The organism is Pedobacter sp. WC2423 (genome assembly GCF_040822065.1).
Taxonomy (GTDB): domain Bacteria; phylum Bacteroidota; class Bacteroidia; order Sphingobacteriales; family Sphingobacteriaceae; genus Pedobacter.
Genome location: NZ_CP162005.1, coordinates 5244008 through 5261634 on the forward strand (window position 1 = coordinate 5244008; position 17627 = coordinate 5261634).

At 37.2% G+C, this 17627-nt stretch carries 18 protein-coding genes; 13 read left to right on the top strand and 5 right to left on the bottom strand.

Features of this window, described 5'->3' with window-relative positions; all coding sequences use genetic code 11:
* Nucleotides 1-3: 3 nt before the first annotated feature.
* The 5 genes from AB3G38_RS21950 (at nucleotide 4) to AB3G38_RS21970 (ending at nucleotide 4567) form a co-directional block, all read left to right on the top strand.
* Nucleotides 4-618, top strand: a complete 615-nt coding sequence (locus AB3G38_RS21950; protein ID WP_367865844.1) for an HAD family hydrolase — start codon at nucleotides 4-6, stop codon at nucleotides 616-618.
* 8 nt (nucleotides 619-626) lie between these two features.
* A complete protein-coding gene (locus AB3G38_RS21955) occupies nucleotides 627-1829 on the top strand; it encodes a DUF763 domain-containing protein (protein ID WP_367865845.1) in 1203 nt (400 codons plus the stop codon).
* Between the two features lie 121 nt (nucleotides 1830-1950).
* Nucleotides 1951-2712, top strand: coding sequence for an AcvB/VirJ family lysyl-phosphatidylglycerol hydrolase (locus tag AB3G38_RS21960; protein WP_367865846.1), 762 nt, complete (start codon nucleotides 1951-1953; stop codon nucleotides 2710-2712).
* Nucleotides 2700-3668: an NAD(P)H-quinone oxidoreductase gene (locus AB3G38_RS21965; RefSeq protein ID WP_367865847.1), complete on the top strand. Its 969-nt coding sequence runs from the start codon at nucleotides 2700-2702 to the stop codon at nucleotides 3666-3668. Before AB3G38_RS21960 ends, AB3G38_RS21965 begins: the two co-directional genes overlap by 13 nt.
* Nucleotides 3669-3790: 122 nt before the next feature.
* Nucleotides 3791-4567: a DUF3050 domain-containing protein gene (locus AB3G38_RS21970; protein WP_367865848.1), complete on the top strand. Its 777-nt coding sequence runs from the start codon at nucleotides 3791-3793 to the stop codon at nucleotides 4565-4567.
* Nucleotides 4568-4770: 203 nt separating this feature from the next.
* On the opposite strand, the gene AB3G38_RS21975 is transcribed toward AB3G38_RS21970, so the two are convergent.
* From AB3G38_RS21975 to AB3G38_RS21990, 4 genes are all read right to left on the bottom strand, one after another.
* Entirely contained in the window at nucleotides 4771-5298 is a 528-nt protein-coding gene (locus AB3G38_RS21975) for a hypothetical protein (RefSeq protein ID WP_367865849.1), read from the bottom strand.
* A 104-nt stretch (nucleotides 5299-5402) separates the two neighbouring features.
* Complete coding sequence (locus AB3G38_RS21980; RefSeq protein ID WP_367865850.1) at nucleotides 5403-6116, bottom strand: hypothetical protein; 714 nt, start codon at nucleotides 6114-6116, stop codon at nucleotides 5403-5405.
* A gap of 713 nt (nucleotides 6117-6829) precedes the next feature.
* Nucleotides 6830-7459: a tetratricopeptide repeat protein gene (locus AB3G38_RS21985; RefSeq protein ID WP_367865851.1), complete on the bottom strand. Its 630-nt coding sequence runs from the start codon at nucleotides 7457-7459 to the stop codon at nucleotides 6830-6832.
* Nucleotides 7460-7466: 7 nt separating this feature from the next.
* Nucleotides 7467-8261, bottom strand: a complete 795-nt coding sequence (locus tag AB3G38_RS21990; protein WP_367865852.1) for a hypothetical protein — start codon at nucleotides 8259-8261, stop codon at nucleotides 7467-7469.
* Nucleotides 8262-8379: 118 nt separating this feature from the next.
* Here AB3G38_RS21990 and AB3G38_RS21995 point away from each other — a divergent pair, with 118 nt between their 5' ends.
* Entirely contained in the window at nucleotides 8380-10608 is a 2229-nt protein-coding gene (locus AB3G38_RS21995) for a peptidase domain-containing ABC transporter (RefSeq protein ID WP_367865853.1), read from the top strand.
* 40 nt (nucleotides 10609-10648) lie between these two features.
* On the top strand, nucleotides 10649-11965 hold the full coding sequence (locus AB3G38_RS22000) for an HlyD family secretion protein (RefSeq protein ID WP_367865854.1): 1317 nt from the start codon (nucleotides 10649-10651) through the stop codon (nucleotides 11963-11965).
* 11 nt (nucleotides 11966-11976) lie between these two features.
* Here the strand turns inward: AB3G38_RS22000 and AB3G38_RS22005 are convergent, their stop codons facing one another.
* Nucleotides 11977-12567 carry a hypothetical protein gene (locus tag AB3G38_RS22005; protein WP_367865855.1) on the bottom strand — a complete coding sequence of 197 codons (591 nt, stop codon included), beginning with the start codon at nucleotides 12565-12567 and terminating at the stop codon, nucleotides 11977-11979.
* Nucleotides 12568-12682: 115 nt separating this feature from the next.
* Here AB3G38_RS22005 and AB3G38_RS22010 point away from each other — a divergent pair, with 115 nt between their 5' ends.
* From AB3G38_RS22010 to AB3G38_RS22035, 6 genes are all read left to right on the top strand, one after another.
* Nucleotides 12683-13174 carry a GNAT family N-acetyltransferase gene (locus AB3G38_RS22010; protein ID WP_367865856.1) on the top strand — a complete coding sequence of 164 codons (492 nt, stop codon included), beginning with the start codon at nucleotides 12683-12685 and terminating at the stop codon, nucleotides 13172-13174.
* A 274-nt stretch (nucleotides 13175-13448) separates the two neighbouring features.
* Nucleotides 13449-14066 (top strand): RNA polymerase sigma factor, encoded by a 618-nt coding sequence (locus tag AB3G38_RS22015; protein WP_367865857.1) that lies wholly within the window; start codon nucleotides 13449-13451, stop codon nucleotides 14064-14066.
* Between the two features lie 176 nt (nucleotides 14067-14242).
* The gene (locus tag AB3G38_RS22020; protein ID WP_367865858.1) at nucleotides 14243-14794 is read left to right on the top strand and encodes a hypothetical protein; all 552 of its coding nucleotides are present in this window, start codon (nucleotides 14243-14245) and stop codon (nucleotides 14792-14794) included.
* A 341-nt stretch (nucleotides 14795-15135) separates the two neighbouring features.
* On the top strand, nucleotides 15136-16149 hold the full coding sequence (locus AB3G38_RS22025; RefSeq protein ID WP_367865859.1) for a YXWGXW repeat-containing protein: 1014 nt from the start codon (nucleotides 15136-15138) through the stop codon (nucleotides 16147-16149).
* Between the two features lie 118 nt (nucleotides 16150-16267).
* Nucleotides 16268-16747: a helix-turn-helix domain-containing protein gene (locus AB3G38_RS22030; protein WP_367864486.1), complete on the top strand. Its 480-nt coding sequence runs from the start codon at nucleotides 16268-16270 to the stop codon at nucleotides 16745-16747.
* Nucleotides 16747-17595 (top strand): IS3 family transposase, encoded by an 849-nt coding sequence (locus AB3G38_RS22035; protein WP_367864487.1) that lies wholly within the window; start codon nucleotides 16747-16749, stop codon nucleotides 17593-17595. Before AB3G38_RS22030 ends, AB3G38_RS22035 begins: the two co-directional genes overlap by 1 nt.
* Nucleotides 17596-17627: the final 32 nt, after the last annotated feature.

A 17627-nucleotide genomic window follows, 5' to 3' on the forward strand; every position in this document is an offset into this window, starting at 1 on the left:
TTTATGGAAGAGACTAATTTTTCGAGACTCAGTAAGCTAACAGAAGGAGATTACGAGGCATTTTTATACGATTGTGATGGCACATTAGCCGACAATATGCCCGCACATACAGAGACTTACCTGGCCATAGCTAAACAATACCATGTAGATATGGATCCTGCAATCATAGATGAGCTGGCAGGCTGGCCTATTCTCAATGTCGTAGAAGAATTGAACAGGCGTTACCAGGCTGATATGGATCCGGCAGAATTCACTGCCAGAAAAGCAAAACTTTATTTCGAAGAATATCTGGATAAAGCATTGCCGATCACCTATGTCGTAGACCATTTAAAGGCGAACGCAGCTCAAGTGCGTATTGCTGTAGTTTCTGGCGGAGATCGCAGAGCCGTTCAGCGTACGCTGGAAGTAGTTGGCGTGAGTGATTACGTAGAAGCTATGGTTTGCGCCGGAGAAACACCAAGAGGTAAACCTTTTGCAGATCCATTTCTTAAAGCAGCAGAATTATTGGGTGTTGATCCGAAAAAATGCCTGGTATTTGAAGATGGCAAGCCCGGCACAGATGCAGCTGAGGCCGCTGGGATGCACTGGGTAAGAATTGATCAGTTTAAGTTCGGGTAAATAAACAAATGAAAAGATCAGGGACAGCAGATTTACCACTTCACTATGGCCATATTCCAAAATGGCTTTCCCTGCGGATGTCACGTCTTGGACTGGCTATTACAGAAGCTATGATTACAGAATATGGCACAGCCGAAGTATTGCGCAGGTTAAGTGATCCGTTTTGGTTTCAAAGCCTGGGCGCGGTCATGGGAATGGACTGGCATTCCTCAGGTATTACGACTTCGGTAATGGGTGCGCTGAAAAGTGCAATTAATCCGCTTTCCAAAGAACTGGGCATCTATATCTGCGGAGGAAAAGGGAAATCTTCCCGTCAAACCCCTCAGGAGCTCCTGCATTACAGTGACCGTAACGGACTTAATGGAACAGACCTGGTACGTTGCAGTAAACTGAGTGCGAAAGTAGATAATACAGCGATACAGGACGGTTTTCAATTGTATATGCACAGCTTTATTGTGAATACAGATGGTTTGTGGACAGTGGTGCAGCAAGGCATGCAGGATGGAAGTTCCACCGCCCGCCGCTATCACTGGCATTCTGCAGAAATGAAATCTTTTGTAGATGATCCGCACACGGCAATTTGTGGAGTTAACCAGGGCACAATTATGAACATGGTCACTCAGGCAGCTCAGCCTGCCCGTTTATCTATGTTGTCTATGACTACAGAACATCCTTCGCGGATGATTGCTGAAATACAACATCTCGTTTTGCCAAACCACCATGAAGTTAAATCCAAAGACGTGGACTTGAAACGTCTGGGTGCGATGTTGTGGCTGACCCATGAAAGACAGCCTTCCGATTTTGAAGAATTACTATTACTGGAAGGAATGGGACCAAGAACTTTACAGTCTATGGCTTTAGTGAGTGAGGTGATTTATGGTACACCTTCCCGTTTTAAAGACCCTGCCCGTTTTTCTTTCGCACATGGAGGTAAAGATGGACATCCTTTTCCGGTTCCGCTAAAAGTTTATGACCAGACGATCAGTGTTTTGACAAAAGCAGTTCACAAGGCTAAAATCGGAGAATCTGATAAAATGCAGGCCATTCAAAAACTGGGCGAATTATCCCGGCAGGCAGAGAAAGATTTTATTCCAAATGATAATTTTGAAGAACTTCTGGAAAAAGAACGGAATAACTCCTGGAAATATGGAGGTAAGACGATTTTTGGTGATGCAAAACCGCCTGAAGGAGGTCAATTAAACCTGTTTTAGACATTATTTCTCTATATTTAAACGAGTCCGGTTTAATTTTGAAAAACCATTAAACTATAATTGACGTTTATTGTCATAAATACATCGTATAAACTGAATCTATATTATTTTTGAAGCTACAATGAGTTACTGGCAGCGAGGTTTATGCCTTATTTACATTTTTCTTTTTTCCGGATGCGGAATCCTGGTAAAAACCAGGGCAACAAATCACCATGGGGTTGAAACTGACGATTTTAATCTCCCGGTAATTAACTATCCAAGTGCTATTCCATCTTCCAAAAGGTTACTTCTTCTTTTCTCCGGAGACGGGGGATGGCTGGACTTTGAAGATCAGTTATCTACAGGCTTTGCACAAAAAGGATTTCATACCATAGGCTTTAATTCCAGGAGCTATTTCTGGGACGGTAAAACACCCCAGCAAACGGCAGATGATATTGCCTTATTAATTTACAAATATTCTACGCTCTACAATACCAGGGTGATTTATCTGGTTGGTTATTCCTTTGGCGCAGACGTTGTCCCTTTCATCTATAACCGATTACCAGAGGCAATGAAAAACAAAGTTGTCGCATTGGAGCTGATGTCTCCTTATTTCACCTCAGATTTTAAGGTACATACGTCCGACCTGCTGAATTTGGCCGGAGATGACAGGCAATATAAGGTTCAGCCCGAAATTGAAGCTGTAAACGTCCCGATTTTCTGTTTTTACGGAAAGAATGAAGATCCAAAGCCAATGGAGAAATTACAAAAAAAGAATTTTACATTAAAGATCTTACCGGGAGATCATCATTATGATGCTTCCTCTCATCAGGAAATTTTTAAAGCTTTACGCGGATTAAGAAGAAATCAATTTTTTAGAGAACACGGATTATGGATGCTATAGTAATTACAGAAAAAGGTGGGCCTGAAGTTCTTAAATTAGAACAAATAGCTAAACCTGAACCCAATGGAAATGAGGTTTTGATTAAAATACATGCTGCGGGATTAAACCGGAGTGATATCATTTCCAGGAAGAGCAATCCCTACGGAACAGCTACTGTCAGGGAAATTCCCGGACTGGAAATTTCTGGTGTGGTGGAAGCTACCGGCCCCGAAGTGAAACGCTGGAAAGTAGGTGACCGTGTTTGTGCGTTAATTGCTGGCGGTGGGTATGCGCAATATAGAGCTGTAGATGAAAGGTTATGTCTTCCTGTACCTGAGGGCTTATCTTTTGAAGAAGCTGCAACTTTGCCTGAAACCATTTTTACCATCTGGTCTAATGTATTTAAAGATGCTGCTTTTAAAACCGGTGAAAACTTTCTGATCCATGGAGGAACCAGTGGAATCGGGGTAACTGCTATACAAATGATTGTAGCTATGGGTGGAAAAGCTTATGCAACTGCTGGTACAGTAGAGAAGTGTCAGTTTTGTGAAGACCTGGGCGCAACTATAGCTGTGAATTATAAAACGGAAGACTTTGTAACCCTGCTTAAACCTGTCGGGATTGATGTGATCCTGGATATGACAGGAGGGGAGAATACGTTGAAAAATATGGATATTCTGAATCCTGATGGCCGGATTACTTTCATTAATGCAATGAATGGCTCTAAATCGGAGATTGATATTTTGCAGCTGATGAGTAAGCGGCTAAAGCTTACCGGCAGTATGCTAAAACCCAGAACAGACGACTATAAAGCGATGCTGGCTGCAGAAATTGAGCAAACCATCTGGCCGTTGATCACCGCAGGAAAAATAAAACCAGTTATCTTTAAAGTATTTCCACTGACAGAAGCCGGGGAAGCACAGCAATTAATGGAAAGCAGTACACATATCGGCAAAATTGTATTAAAAGTAGCATAACCGGTAGCTATCCTCTTAGAAAAGTAATTTAATGAGGCAGGGCCTGAAAAAAACAATTGGTAGGTGTAAAAACATATCAATTACTAATTACATTTGTGACTGGATCATTATAAAAAACAGCAATGAATCATCATATCGCAAGAATACAGCAGGTAATCGAACCCTTAAGACAAGAGATTATCAACCATAAAGTTTATTCAGTAATCAATAATCTGGATGATCTCAAAGTTTTTATGCAATACCATGTTTATGCGGTATGGGACTTTATGTCATTGCTTAAATCCTTACAAATTGGTTTAACCTGTACAACTACGCCCTGGTTTCCTGTAGGGAATGCAAATACAAGGTATCTGATCAATGAAATCGTTGCTGGTGAAGAATCAGATGTAGATGGAGCTGGTATCCGTAAAAGTCATTATGAGATGTATCTGGAGGCGATGGCACAATGTGGTGCTGATATTACAGCGATCCATAAATTTGCAGAGAATTTAAAAGAAACCGGATCATTGACCACTGCTTATCAAGCAGCAGGAGTACCGGAAGAAGCACGTCAGTTTGTGGACTTTACTTTCCAGGTTATTGATAGCGGAAAATCTCATTTGCAATCTGCTGCTTTTACCTTTGGCAGAGAAGATCTGATTCCGCATATGTTTATTTCTATTGTTGGCGATTTGAATAAGAAATTCCCAGATCAGTTGTCCCTGATCAAATATTATCTGGACAGACATATTGAAGTGGATGGGGATCACCATAGTCACCTTGCGCTGGAAATGACTGCTGAGCTTTGCGGAGATGATGAAGCAGCCTGGAGAGCTGCAGAAGAGGTTACAATAGCTTCATTGCAACAGCGGATCAATCTGTGGAACGGTGTTTATAACGAGATTACAGGGACTAAATAGTCAACATAACTCATAAAAAAAACAGGTCATCGTAAAGACATAACCATTTCTATAGGCAACTATCGATTGATTTACGCCAGTATAGCCGTCTCTGGTATAAATTTCAATCATGCTTCTAAACATTGGTCCTGTGTTGTCACCTTGGCTAAAGCTCATCAATTGAGTGGCTTCAGCACCATTAAGTTTGTGATTGGCAGTTCTTTCTAAACGCTTGAATAGTTCTGCTTTATCATTTGAATTTTAGGTTTTAATAATTGTATTATTTCTTCTTGATTGTTCCAAAATGACGGAACAAAATACAGTCTTTTGTTACCATCGAATTTAAAAGTAAAAATTTTATCATCCTTAAATGCCTTCTTAGGGTTCAATTCTTCATTAATAAGAATCTTGTCTTTAGTAGTCTCAAAATTATACTCTTGCCCTTTTAATCCTTTAGTACAAACAAAGATCACTTTGTCGTTTGTTAATTTAATTTCTGTAATGGTATATCTTAATATAGACAAAAGTTCTATTCCTCTAATAATAAACATTTTCACAATAAGCACTACACCTACAAACGCACCAACTAAATAACCTTTTCCCCCTGGCGGAGTAGATAGAGAATTTATAAATACGACAATTCCTAGCAGACCAAAAATTATTGGTACAAAAACAAATAAACTTTTCTTGATTTTTGTTACGGAATTTTCAAGAAAAAATAAGCAATCGGGGGTTATATTGAAAAAAAGCATGTTTTAGTTGGTGCCATATTGATAAGCAGAATAAGTTAAATTAATAGCATTTAGGGTAAAATAAATAGTGAATTTGATTTGTCAAATGATTGTAAACAGGAAAGTTAATAACTGATTGTTCTTGTTGTTGATTCGAATATATATTCTTCTCTATTATTATCTGCAATGACTTTGTACATAAAATTTACTTCAGCATTATCAGGATACATTTTTTTAAAATCGCTGATTAATTTTAATCCCTTTTCTCTTTCCCGAACAACAAAAAATAATAATGAGTAACTGGAATTGTCTTGTATGGCCTGCTCAGACATGCCAGAAATACATTTGATATTTAATTTACCCAGATAGTTTTTTACAATTTCATAATCTTTAATTGATAAAATTATTTCCTTGTTTTTTTCATACAGGATACCTCTTTTAATTCTCATATCCTGATCATCAGGATGTCTTGCTAACCATGTACTACAAATATCAATTTGCTCTTTTTGAAAACCTATTTTAGCTGAATAAGGTTTTTCGTTCAGTGATTTTATACAATCCAGTAGATTCAAATACGATCTTTTATAATCAGGATCAAGATGAATAGCTCGTTTTAAATCCTTCTTTACAGAGATAAGTGCAGATTCCTCAACTTTACCAATATTTATTTGGAAAAGCATCTTAGATGCATCGTTATTTATCTTCTTTACTTCACTATTTGATGTCTTATAATTATAATTAAATTTGTTCTGTGCGCAGGCAAAGGAAATACTGAAACCGAAAATTACAAATGTCAGGACAGAGATGAATAGATTTTTTTTAATTGGATAGAGCTGCATAAGGAAGTTAATAAAACTAAATTGATTCTTTTTCTATATCAATAGTTTGAATTTTTTTGTAGGTTTCTGCAAATTTTTTATCATTTGGAAATGCTTTACAAAGACTTTCCATTGTATTTAAAGATGTTTTTCTCTCTCCAATTAGCAGGTATGTATATGCGTTAGATACTATTGCAGCTATTTTCTTTTCTGATAGCTTATTACTAATTTTTATATGTGCTTTGACTAACCCGTCTTTAACGACCTTGAAATCTTTGTCTGCGAGGTTCTGTTTTTGAGTACGGGATAGATAATACCTCTTCTTAATCGTACATTCATATCGTTGGGATGACTTTTAAGCCATTCGGAGCAGGTATTGATTATTCCCTGTGGCTCACGTAACATTTGATAAGACCTCATTAAAACTTGATAAGCCACGAATCTGCTGCTATCTAACTGAATGGCTTTCTTTGCTAAGGAATACTTTTTCTGAGATTACCATTTTTTTGAGCCAGGCTTCCATCCCCAACATCATACATCAAATCACCGGCCTGATTAATCAACTTTTGAGCTTCAGCTTTTTGAGGGGTTCTATTTTGACCATACGAAATGCCTGCGATAGAGAGAAATAGTGCAACTGTTAATAAGATTCTGATTTTTTGACTAATGTTGAATTAATTCAATTTATAAGAGTAAGAACCTAATTTGTTTCTATAGATTCTTACTGCAGTTTATTAAAAACCTGTGGTTTCGTACATGCTTTTCTCTATATCCAAATTTTGAATTTCTTTATTGGCTTGAGCAATTTTTTTATTAGCTGGAAATGCTTTAGAAAGGCTATCCATTGAATTTAAAGAGGTTTTTCTATCTCCAATTAAAAGATAGGTATATGCATTTGACACAATACCAGCTATTTCTTTCTCTGATAGCCTATTCGTAATTTTTACATGTGTTTTAACTAATCCATTTTTAACAAATTTGAAATCCTTATCTGCAAGTTTTTGTTTTTGGATACGGTGATAAATAACACCTCTTCTTAACCGTACATTTAAATCGTTGGGATGATTAATTAACCATTCCGAGCAAGTGTTTATACTTCCTTTAGCATCCTTTAGCATCATATATGCACCAAATAGAAGTTCATAAGCTACAAATCTGCTAGTATCTAATTGAATGGCTTTTTTTGCTAAAGAAATACTCTGTTTAACGTTGTTGTTTCTTTCTGGAATCTTGCCAGGTTTATAAAGTAGATCGCCTGCCTCATTAATTAATCTCTGAGCTTCAGCTTTTTTATCCTTGATATTTTGGCTAAACGAAACTGTATTTATAGAAAAAAGCAATATTATTGTTAATAAAAACTTCATTTATGGGTTATTTATTTAATGTTAAACTAGCTTCTCCCTTCTGATTAGTATTACTTAGTAATAATCCGGCGTCATCTCTACTTATTGCGCCAACCTGAACACTAAATTTAACAGTTTGGGATCCATCAAATGTACTTGGTAGTAACATTGCGCCGTTAGTGGGAATACTTTTAGGATCGGAAAGTGCTAATCCAGTAATAGGATACCTGGAATCCGTTAAACTAAACGAATTATAATAATTTCCATTTATGTATATATCAACATTACCGTGTACTTCAATATTCTGACCTCCTGTAGGAGAATTTGTATTAAATCCAGCAGCGGCAAACCAATTTCCACTGGTATCTTTAGCTAACTCTATTCCTCCTGTAGTTGTCATTGAGCTAATCGTGAATCCCATATTTTCTTGCACATAGCTGGAGACTGCGGAGACAGCGCCAAATTTTAGACTCATTTCTTGCGAAATTGCAGAAACTGTTAAGGGACCAAAATCAATTGATGGTACAGGACCTGGACCATTATTCCTGTTAGGATTAGAGGATGAACTGTGATCCATAGAAGGGGTATTTCCTGCACCAGTAAATCCACCTAAAGTATATCCACTATTGAAACCACTGTTTCTACCATCACTTACATAGCCACCTCCACCACCCAATGGACCCGTATAAACTGAATCTGGATCAATTGGCTCTGCCTTTGGCGGAAATTTACCTCCCAATATGCTTTTTATCGAAGTGCGATCAAGTACTTCCATCTCGTTTTCTAACTCATCGAACGACAAATTTGTTATTTTGTTTTTCATGCTTTTTATTTTTTGGGTTACGTAGGTTAATCAGATGGATAAAGGTATTGTAATATTTATTATCATTTGATATTTTTTAAATAAATAATTATACTTTAGTGCCCTCTAGTAATTACCTATGACATTAAGAAAATTTCCATCAGACAGGCAACTGGATATGATGGACTGTGGACCTGCCTGCTTGAAAATGATCGCCAAGTTCCATGGTAAGTTTTACTCCCTTCAATACTTGCGGGATAAATGCGGGATTACTAAAGAGGGCATTTCTTTTCTGGATTTGAGTCATGCTGCTGAAAGCATAGGTTTACGCACCTTATCTCTAAAATGCAGTATCGAAGACTTGCAGCATAAAATTCCTCTTCCAGTAATCGTTCACTGGGACAATAGCCATTTTATTATTGTATATAAGGTAACTCCTAAACATATTTATGTTTCAGATCCCGGGAGGGGACATCTGAAATACACAGTAAAGGAATTTGCTGATAAATGGCTTGAACAGGGAAAGGCAAAGGGAGTTCTAATGGCGATTGAGCCGCAGGCTGATTTCTATCAACGGCAACCCAATGAGAAAAGAGACCGGAGAAAAACATTAAGTCATTTTTTAAGCTATTTCGCACCTTATAAAAAGAGTTTTATAAATCTGTTTGTCGTGATGTTGCTCGTTACGATTCTTCAGGGATTTTTACCTTTTATAGCCAAATCAGTTATTGATGTTGGTATTCAGACACATGACCTGGACTTTATCAATATAGTTCTTCTTGCAAACGTGGCTATTTATATCAGTATCCTTCTTTCCAACATCGTGCGGGATTGGATTATGTTACATGTTACTTCCAGAATTGATATTGCCTTAATTTCTGATTACCTGATTAAGCTTATGCTGCTGCCAATTACCTTCTTCGAAAATAAGCAGACCGGTGATATCTTACAAAGAGCACAGGATCACGAACGTATCCGAAGCTTCATCATGAATAATTCGCTTAACATGGTTTTTTCCATTTTAACCTTTTTTGTTTTTGGTGTTATTTTATTCATATACAATACCCTGATTTTTGGAATTTTCTTAGCAGGAAGTGTATTATATGTGTTGTGGGTTGTTGCCTTTTTAAAAGTAAGAAAGAAGCTGGATTGGGAATATTTCGAACTGGTGAGTAAGAATCAAAGTTACTGGGTAGAAACTATCGGAGCAATACAAGATATCAAGATCAATAACTATGAGAAATCCAAAAGGTGGAAATGGGAAGATATACAAGCCAGATTATATAAAGTAAACCTCAGAGTGCTAAATGTGACCAATACCCAAAACCTTGGCGCACAGTTTATAGACAGTCTGAAAAATCTTTTTATTACTTTTTTCTGTGCTAAGGCTGTCATCAAAGGTGAAATGACATTTGGGGTGATGATTTCAACCCAGTTTATTATTGGGATGCTCAACGGGCCTGTCGTACAGTTTATACAATTTATCATTTCATTTCAATTTGCACAGATAAGTTTTCTCCGTCTGAATGAAATTCATCAATTGGAAGATGAACATGAAAATGTAGGTTCAAATGCTATTGACTTACCAGAGAACAAAAGCCTGATTCTTAACAACGTTTCTTTTCAATATACACCTACTGGCCCGGTGATACTCAAAGGGATACGTTTATTGATTCCCGAAGGAAAAGTAACAGCTATTGTGGGTGATAGCGGTTGTGGAAAATCTACTTTACTTAAATTATTGCTGAGGCTCTACAAGCCATCATACGGTGATATACAGATAGGCAATATGAATGTGAACAATATTAGCTTAAAACAATGGCGGGACAAATGCGGTGCAGTTATGCAGGATGGGAAAATATTTAATGATACTATATTGAATAATATTGTCCTGGATGATGAGAAAATAGACTACTCCAAACTAAAAAAAGCCTTGGAGACAGCAAACATAGCCTCCGAGATAGAGCAATTGCCACTGGGATATCAGACCGTGATGGGAGAGCAGGGAAGAGGACTTAGCGGAGGTCAGAAACAGCGTGTTTTAATTGCCAGGGCACTCTATAAAAATCCGGATTATTTGTTTTTCGATGAGGCAACTAATTCACTGGATACCTTAAATGAACAGAAAATAGTCAATGCACTTGATGATGTCTTTAAAGAAAAAACGGTTATCGTTGTCGCTCACAGGTTAAGTACGATACGCAAAGCAGATCAGATTGTTGTCATGCAAGCTGGTATGGTGGTTGAAATTGGCAATCATGAGCTATTGATGCAAAATAAGGGCAGGTATTTTCAACTAGTACAATCACAAATGGAATTAACTGTTATAGATACCCCACTTGTCCCATTAATTACGGAAAACAACTAAGCAGGCGTATCCGGTTTTCCCAATAATTGATCAAACACAAATGAACGAAGAAGAGATATATCACTCCAATCAGCGTACAGAGCAAGTACAGGATATTATAGAACGTATGCCCACAAGATTTGGATTCTGGGTAAGCCTAATAGTCCTTTTTATATTTATTATGCTGCTTCTTTTTGGCTGGTTGGTACGCTATCCGGACGTAGTAACAGGACAAATTGTTATCAATGCAAACAATGCGCCTTTAAAGCTCATCGCGAACAGCAGTGGCAAAATTAAGCTCAATAACGTTAGGTCTATGGATCAGATCAAAGAGGGGCAGGTAATTGCTTATATTGAAAATCCTACGCGGTTAGAAAATGTTCTTTTGATCGAGCAAATCCTCAAAGACTATAATCCCAATGCGGATACGATTACGAATGTTTTTGCAAAACTACCGCACAATTTTTCCATGGGTGACCTGAATATAAAGTACTATTCTTTTGTCAATAGCCTGCAAAACTACATTAACTATAGGGAAAATAAACTGATGGATAAACAAGATTCTAATTTAAGGATCCTGCAATCAGAACAGAAAAATGCGATTACATCTGCAGAGAAACGTGTGGAGATGAGTATCAATAATTTAGAATATGTTTACAAATCTTATCGGCGTGATTCTTTACTTTTTATCAAAAGAGTCATTAGTGAATCTGAGTTTGACAAAACCAACCTGAGCTACATTGCGGCCAAAGATGGTTATCAGTTTTCTTTAAATAATATGATTAATGCGAAGCAATCGGAACAGCAGACCGGTGGTAAAAGACAAGAACTTTCAGTTCAGAAACCTGAAAAACAGATTGAATTGCGCATGGCAGTTATTTCGGCATTTAATGATCTTCAGGATAATATTAAAAGTTGGGAACAGAAATATATCTTTAGATCTCCTTTTTCAGGGAAAGTTCAGTTCTTGAAATTTTATACTGATGATCAGTTTATTACAAGTGGAGAACCTGTATTTACAATTGTTGCTAAAGAAGAAAAGGCACTTGGACAGGTTTCATTGCCTGCTCTTGGTTCAGGTAAGATTAAAATCGGACAAGAGGTAATTGTGAAATTGGACAATTTTCCATATATGGAATATGGATCTATCAAGGGACAGGTAAATTCCATTTCATTGACAACTAATATCACTAAAACTGAGAATAGTAATATTGATACTTATATGGTGCTGGTAGATTTTCCCGATCAGTTAAGAACAAATTATGGGAAACAATTGGATTTCAGGGCTGAAGCTAAGGGAACAGCTGAAATCATTACAAATGACAGGCGCCTGGTGCAAAGATTTTTTGATAACTTGAAGTATGTCTTAAATAAATAGTCCCTAATCCCTTAATCATACAAATAAGTCCTCTTGAACTTTAAATCTGACAGTTTAACGTATCCAAAAAGTTGTTTCCCGTTAGACATCAGGGTTGCAAAACCCCAGTCTCCCTCAAAAATTTCCTCAATATTAATCACTTCGGGCGTGTTGGCGAAACCTTTCTTTCTTGATTTATCATCCGGTTTGCTGTAGAAATAACAGAGATCAGCAGAAACGATATATTCGCCAGTTACATTATCAGCAATCTTGGTGTAAATACCATTGAAACGGTCTGTAAGCTGATAATTATTGCAATCCTGAAAACTCGCTTCTAATGAATCTTTCAAAAATGTAAGGGATACTTTGCATAGCAACGACTTTTTCTCTGCCTTTATCGTGGTTTTATTATCTGTTAATGTTCCTGTGCCTGTAAACTGACCATAAGTCCCGGCCTTATTATTCCAGTTAGCAAGCACGTTTACTTCTACCTGATCGTCTGTTCTCCTGACTGATATATTGCTCGAAGTACCTTTCTCCTTATTTATTAATTTATAAGTAGCTGACTGAGAGAACATTTTTTGCGCGGAGAATAAAAGGACGACAATAAAGATATATTTCATTAATTATTAATATATAATTTAACTTTTTATGCTGATCAACTATAACAAGCACTGCTGACTATATGTTTTGAAGAATGGCTTTTATTTTCTGAACAGTTTAGCTAGATTGGGCATTATGAATATAACGATAAGAGAAATTCAGCCAGAAGATAATGCTGCAATGGCCTTAATTCTAAAAACAAGTCTGGAAGAGTTTGGCCTTAATATTCCAGGTACTGCTTATTTTGATGAGAGTACGAATCATCTGTATGAGGCATTTCGTGTGGGAGGCAGTAAATATTATGTTGCTGAACAAGGAAATGAAATTTTAGGTGGAGTAGGATTGTATCCTTCAAGTGGGCTTCCTGAAGATACTGTTGAACTGGTGAAGATGTACCTGGCCTCACCACACAGAGGCAGGGGATTGGGCAAAATATTGATGCAGAAATGTATTGCGCTGGCAGAAGAACTAGGGTATAAATATATTTACCTCGAATCCATGCCAGAGCTCTCTGCTGCGGTTTCTGCTTATGAGAAACTAGGCTTCAAACTATTAGATAAGCCAATTGGTAACACAGGTCATTATTCCTGTTCCATTTGGATGTTATATACGATAGGTTCCTGCTAAATCTATTGACCTTATTTTAGTCAATTACATAAAACTATTTTTAAGTATTTTTATATAAGGTCAATGAATGAATTGAACAAGGTTTTGGTCTGGGAGATGAATTTATACATCTAAGTAGATTTAAAAGCCTGTTTAAGTCATACCGGCATAGCTTAAACAGTCCTGTTCATTTTATGGAACATAAATAACTTTAGTAAATGGCACACTTGTGGGTTATTTAATTAATAGTGTAATAAAATACGCGATTATTTAAATAACTACTTAATCATAAGCTATGCTTTTACTCATTGTAGTCTTCCCTGTAAAGACAAATTCCCTGTCTGTAATTAGTATTGCCAATAATGAGGAAAAGGAATTGATCAAGGAGTTGAAATTAATGGATATGAGAGCATTCTCTTTCTTATATCAGCAATATTCATCCGCACTGTTATCCATTATCCTGAAGATTGTGAAATCCAAAGAAACAGCAGAAGATGTTTTACAGGAAACCTTTACGAAAGTAGCATCCAGAATTAATCAGTATGATGAAACTAAAGGAAGATTATTTACCTGGATGGCAAGAATTGCCAGAAATAAAGCACTTGACCAGATCAAAGCACGCGGATCGGCTAATAGTGCCAGAAACATAAAAATAGAGGAAATTATGGATCTGGTAGAAATGAATAATGTTTGTTATTACAATCCCGATACCATTGGGATCGGACAATTGACTACCACATTAAATCCTTTTCAGAAAGAAGTATTGGATCTGGTTTATTTTCAAGGCTATTCACATGCTGAAACAGCTAAGATTCTTAATATTCCAATTGGTACAGTTAAAACCAGGATAAGGATTTCGATCTTGACCTTGAGAAAATATTTCACTATACCGCTGGTGTTTGATTTATACTGATGAATTCTTAACAACGTTTATTCTGTTGCTCAGTATTTAATAATTACTTTTTTGTTATTATGTTTGTTTTATTTGAATTAAACAATAATAGTATGTGTTTTATGTTTATTTAATTTCATTTATTTGTGTTTGTTATATGTTTAAGATATTCTTAAATGAGTAATAGATATTTATAAATGGGCGGTAATAGACCAAGAAGAACAAATGAATTGATAGGTGAAATAGTTAAAGATGATCCGTTAGCCTTTACTAAGAATCGATGCTCAGATAATGCAAGAATGGTATTGACTAAGGCCGAAGGGATTGAATTTGATATATGGTTTGACAAGCATTATTATCATCGGGAGAGATATGGCGATGATAATGGTAAAAGAGAGGGGATAAGTCATGATTTAGTTCAGCAACTCATCATTGATGCTGCAAAGCATTTGTTATTCTATTCAATAAAAGTAAAGGGGTTTTCATTTGTGAATTTTGAGCTGGCGATAAGAAAAACGAGAATTACAATTACACAGAATCTTAAAGAAGAGACAAAATTGAATATAGTAGCTGAATATCATTATCTAAATTTGAATAGATACGAGGTAACTGTTATAGCTGCGCTAAGAAAAGATGATTTTCATTTTAGTGATGGTGAGTATCAAATTGAAATTCATATAGATGGTACTTCTTCCTTATTCAAAATGGAAAGACACAATATTAAGATGGCGGATCAATATTTAAAATAAATAAAGTAAACTATTATTGTTATAATAAAAATAGTTACATTTGTGTTGGTATTTGAGGCAGGATAATACTCTGGGTAGCTGTAAAAAGCAGGACAAAATTCTGGACAGCCTCGCAACATTGAAGCCCCTTAATGGACTGCCCCCAAAAAGTGTCTAACTTTTTGGGGGCAGTCCATTAAGGGGCTTTATTTATTTTTAGAGTTTACGTCAATAATCATATATACCTAATTGGTCAATTCTGGCGCTCATTAAAATTTTTTAATCAAATTTTAATGAAATTCTAATTTAAACTATCCCATATTCTTTAACTCCTATAGCTATGAAATTTAAAACTGATACTTATGAAAAAGATCGCAAAAATTAGTCTTTTGCTTTTAGCAATGACTTTTGCCAGGACAGCTGCATTCGCGCAGATTAGTGTAGGCATTAATATATCTGCAAGAATTGCTCCGCCAGCACTTCCGGTTTACTCACAACCTCCTTGTCCGGCGGATGGTTATTTATGGACTCCCGGTTACTGGGCCTATGACGATGCTGATGGCTATTACTGGGTTCCGGGCGTATGGGTGCATCCACCACGCACAGGTGTATTATGGACGCCTGCATATTGGGGCTTTGACGGTGGAGTCTATAGTTTTCACTCAGGCTACTGGGGTCCTCATATTGGATTTTATGGTGGTATAAATTATGGTTTTGGCTATGGTGGCTCAGGTTTTTATGGCGGAAGATGGGACGGAGGGTCCTACAGGTATAATACAGCCATCACCAATGTAAATACTACGGTTGTTCATAACACTTATATCAATAATACCGTAGTGAATAACAATACAGTAAACAATAACCGTACAAGTTTTAATGGCCGGGGAGGTGTAAATGTGCAGCCACGTGAAGAAGAACGCCGGGCAATGAACGAAAGCCATATACAGCCAACTGCTTCTCAATTAGCTCATCAGCAATCAGCAGGCAGGGATCACAATCAATTTGCCAATGTAAACCATGGTAAGCCAGGAAATCCGGCGATGGAGAGAATACATGGAAATGGGGCTGAGAATAACCATCAGGCAAATGGAAATAACCATCACGAAGATGTGAACAGATACCAGGCAAATGGAGACAATCCAATGAAAAATGACAGGCAGGTTAATGGAGATAATAGGATGAAAGGTGAAAGGCTGGCTGGCGCTGGCGGGAATAAATCACCTCAGCAGTGGCATCCTGGAATTAACAGGCATCCAAACGCTATGCAACAACCAAATCGTATTCAGCCGCCGCATCCTAATCAACAACACCGTATGCAACAACCGCATCCGCAACATGAAGCTCATCCGCACCGGGAAGAAAGGGGACGCAGATAACATTAAAAAGGCCTCTTAAACTGCAATGCCCCCAAAAAGTTAGACACTTTCTGGGGGCATTATTATGAAAAAGAAAAACAGACACAGTTTTGAATTGAAGTTATACTGTGTGAAGCAGATGTCGGAACATTATCGTTCTGCAAAATCTCTGGGTGAGGAATACGGGATTACTTATTCTCTTTTCGAAGATTGGTTTAGGATATACGAGCATCTGGGAGCTCCTGGATTACTTCCCAGAAAGGGGAAAAGAGTTTTTAGTCCATCCTTTAAGCTAGCAGTCCTGAAGTCAATTCGTGAAGAAAAGTTATCTTTGAGAGCGGCGGTGCTACGTTTTGGGCTTTCAAGTGATGCGGGAATTATCGAATGGCAGAAACGATTTGAGAAGTTTGGATCATCTGGACTAGAACCGCGACCTAAAGGAAGACTACCGATGGCATATAAGGAGAATCCAGCAAACAAGCGAAAACCGAGAAAATCGGATAGGCCACTTACCCGTGAGGAAGAGCTTTTACGGGAAAATGAATATTTACGTGCAGAGAATGCCCTGCTAAAAAAGCTCCAGGCCTTAGTTCAAGCCGAAAACAAGCGCAAGCCATAATGGAACTAAGGCATCAGTTCGACCTGGATACCCTGTTGAATTGTATTAGCATGGCAAGAAGTACATTTTATTATTATTCTAAGAAGGCCAGTTTGCCTGATAAATACGAACAGGTCAAGATCCAGATCAACAAGGTCTATCATGCCCATAAAGGTCGCTTCGGCTATCGGCGCATTACCTTGCAACTGAAACGGGTCGGAATGGCTATTAACCATAAGACTGTATTTAGATTGATGGGAGAAATGAGGTTGAAGAGCCTGATCAGGATAAAAAAATACAGGTCTTATAGGGGCAAGCTAGGGAAAATAGCTCCAAATATCCTTAATAGGAATTTCAAGGCTAACCAACCTATGCAAAAATGGGCCACAGATGTTACAGAATTCAAAGTCAAGGGAAAGAAATTGTACCTCTCTCCAATAATAGACCTGTTCAATCAGGAGATTATCAGCTATGAACTCACTGACAGGCCGGTTTTCAAGGGAGTATTGGACATGCTCAAAAAAGTATTACCACAAGCTAGGAATACTTCTCAGTTAGTCTTGCATTCTGACCAGGGATGGCAATACCAGATGCCAAAGTATCAGCAACTGCTAAAAGCAAATGGGATTATCCAAAGTATGTCCAGAAAAGGTAATTGCTTAGATAATGCTATAATTGAAAACTTTTTCGGAACCTTAAAATCGGAACTCTTCTACTTAAATGAATATGAATCGACAGATCAGCTCAAAAAAGATATAAATGACTATATCTGGTACTACAACAAGGAACGAATAAAATTGAACTTAAACGGAATGAGCCCGATGGAATATCGGGCTCATTATAACAAATCTAATACTAAATTTGTCTAAACTTTTGGGGGCAGTCCAAACATAAGAGGCCT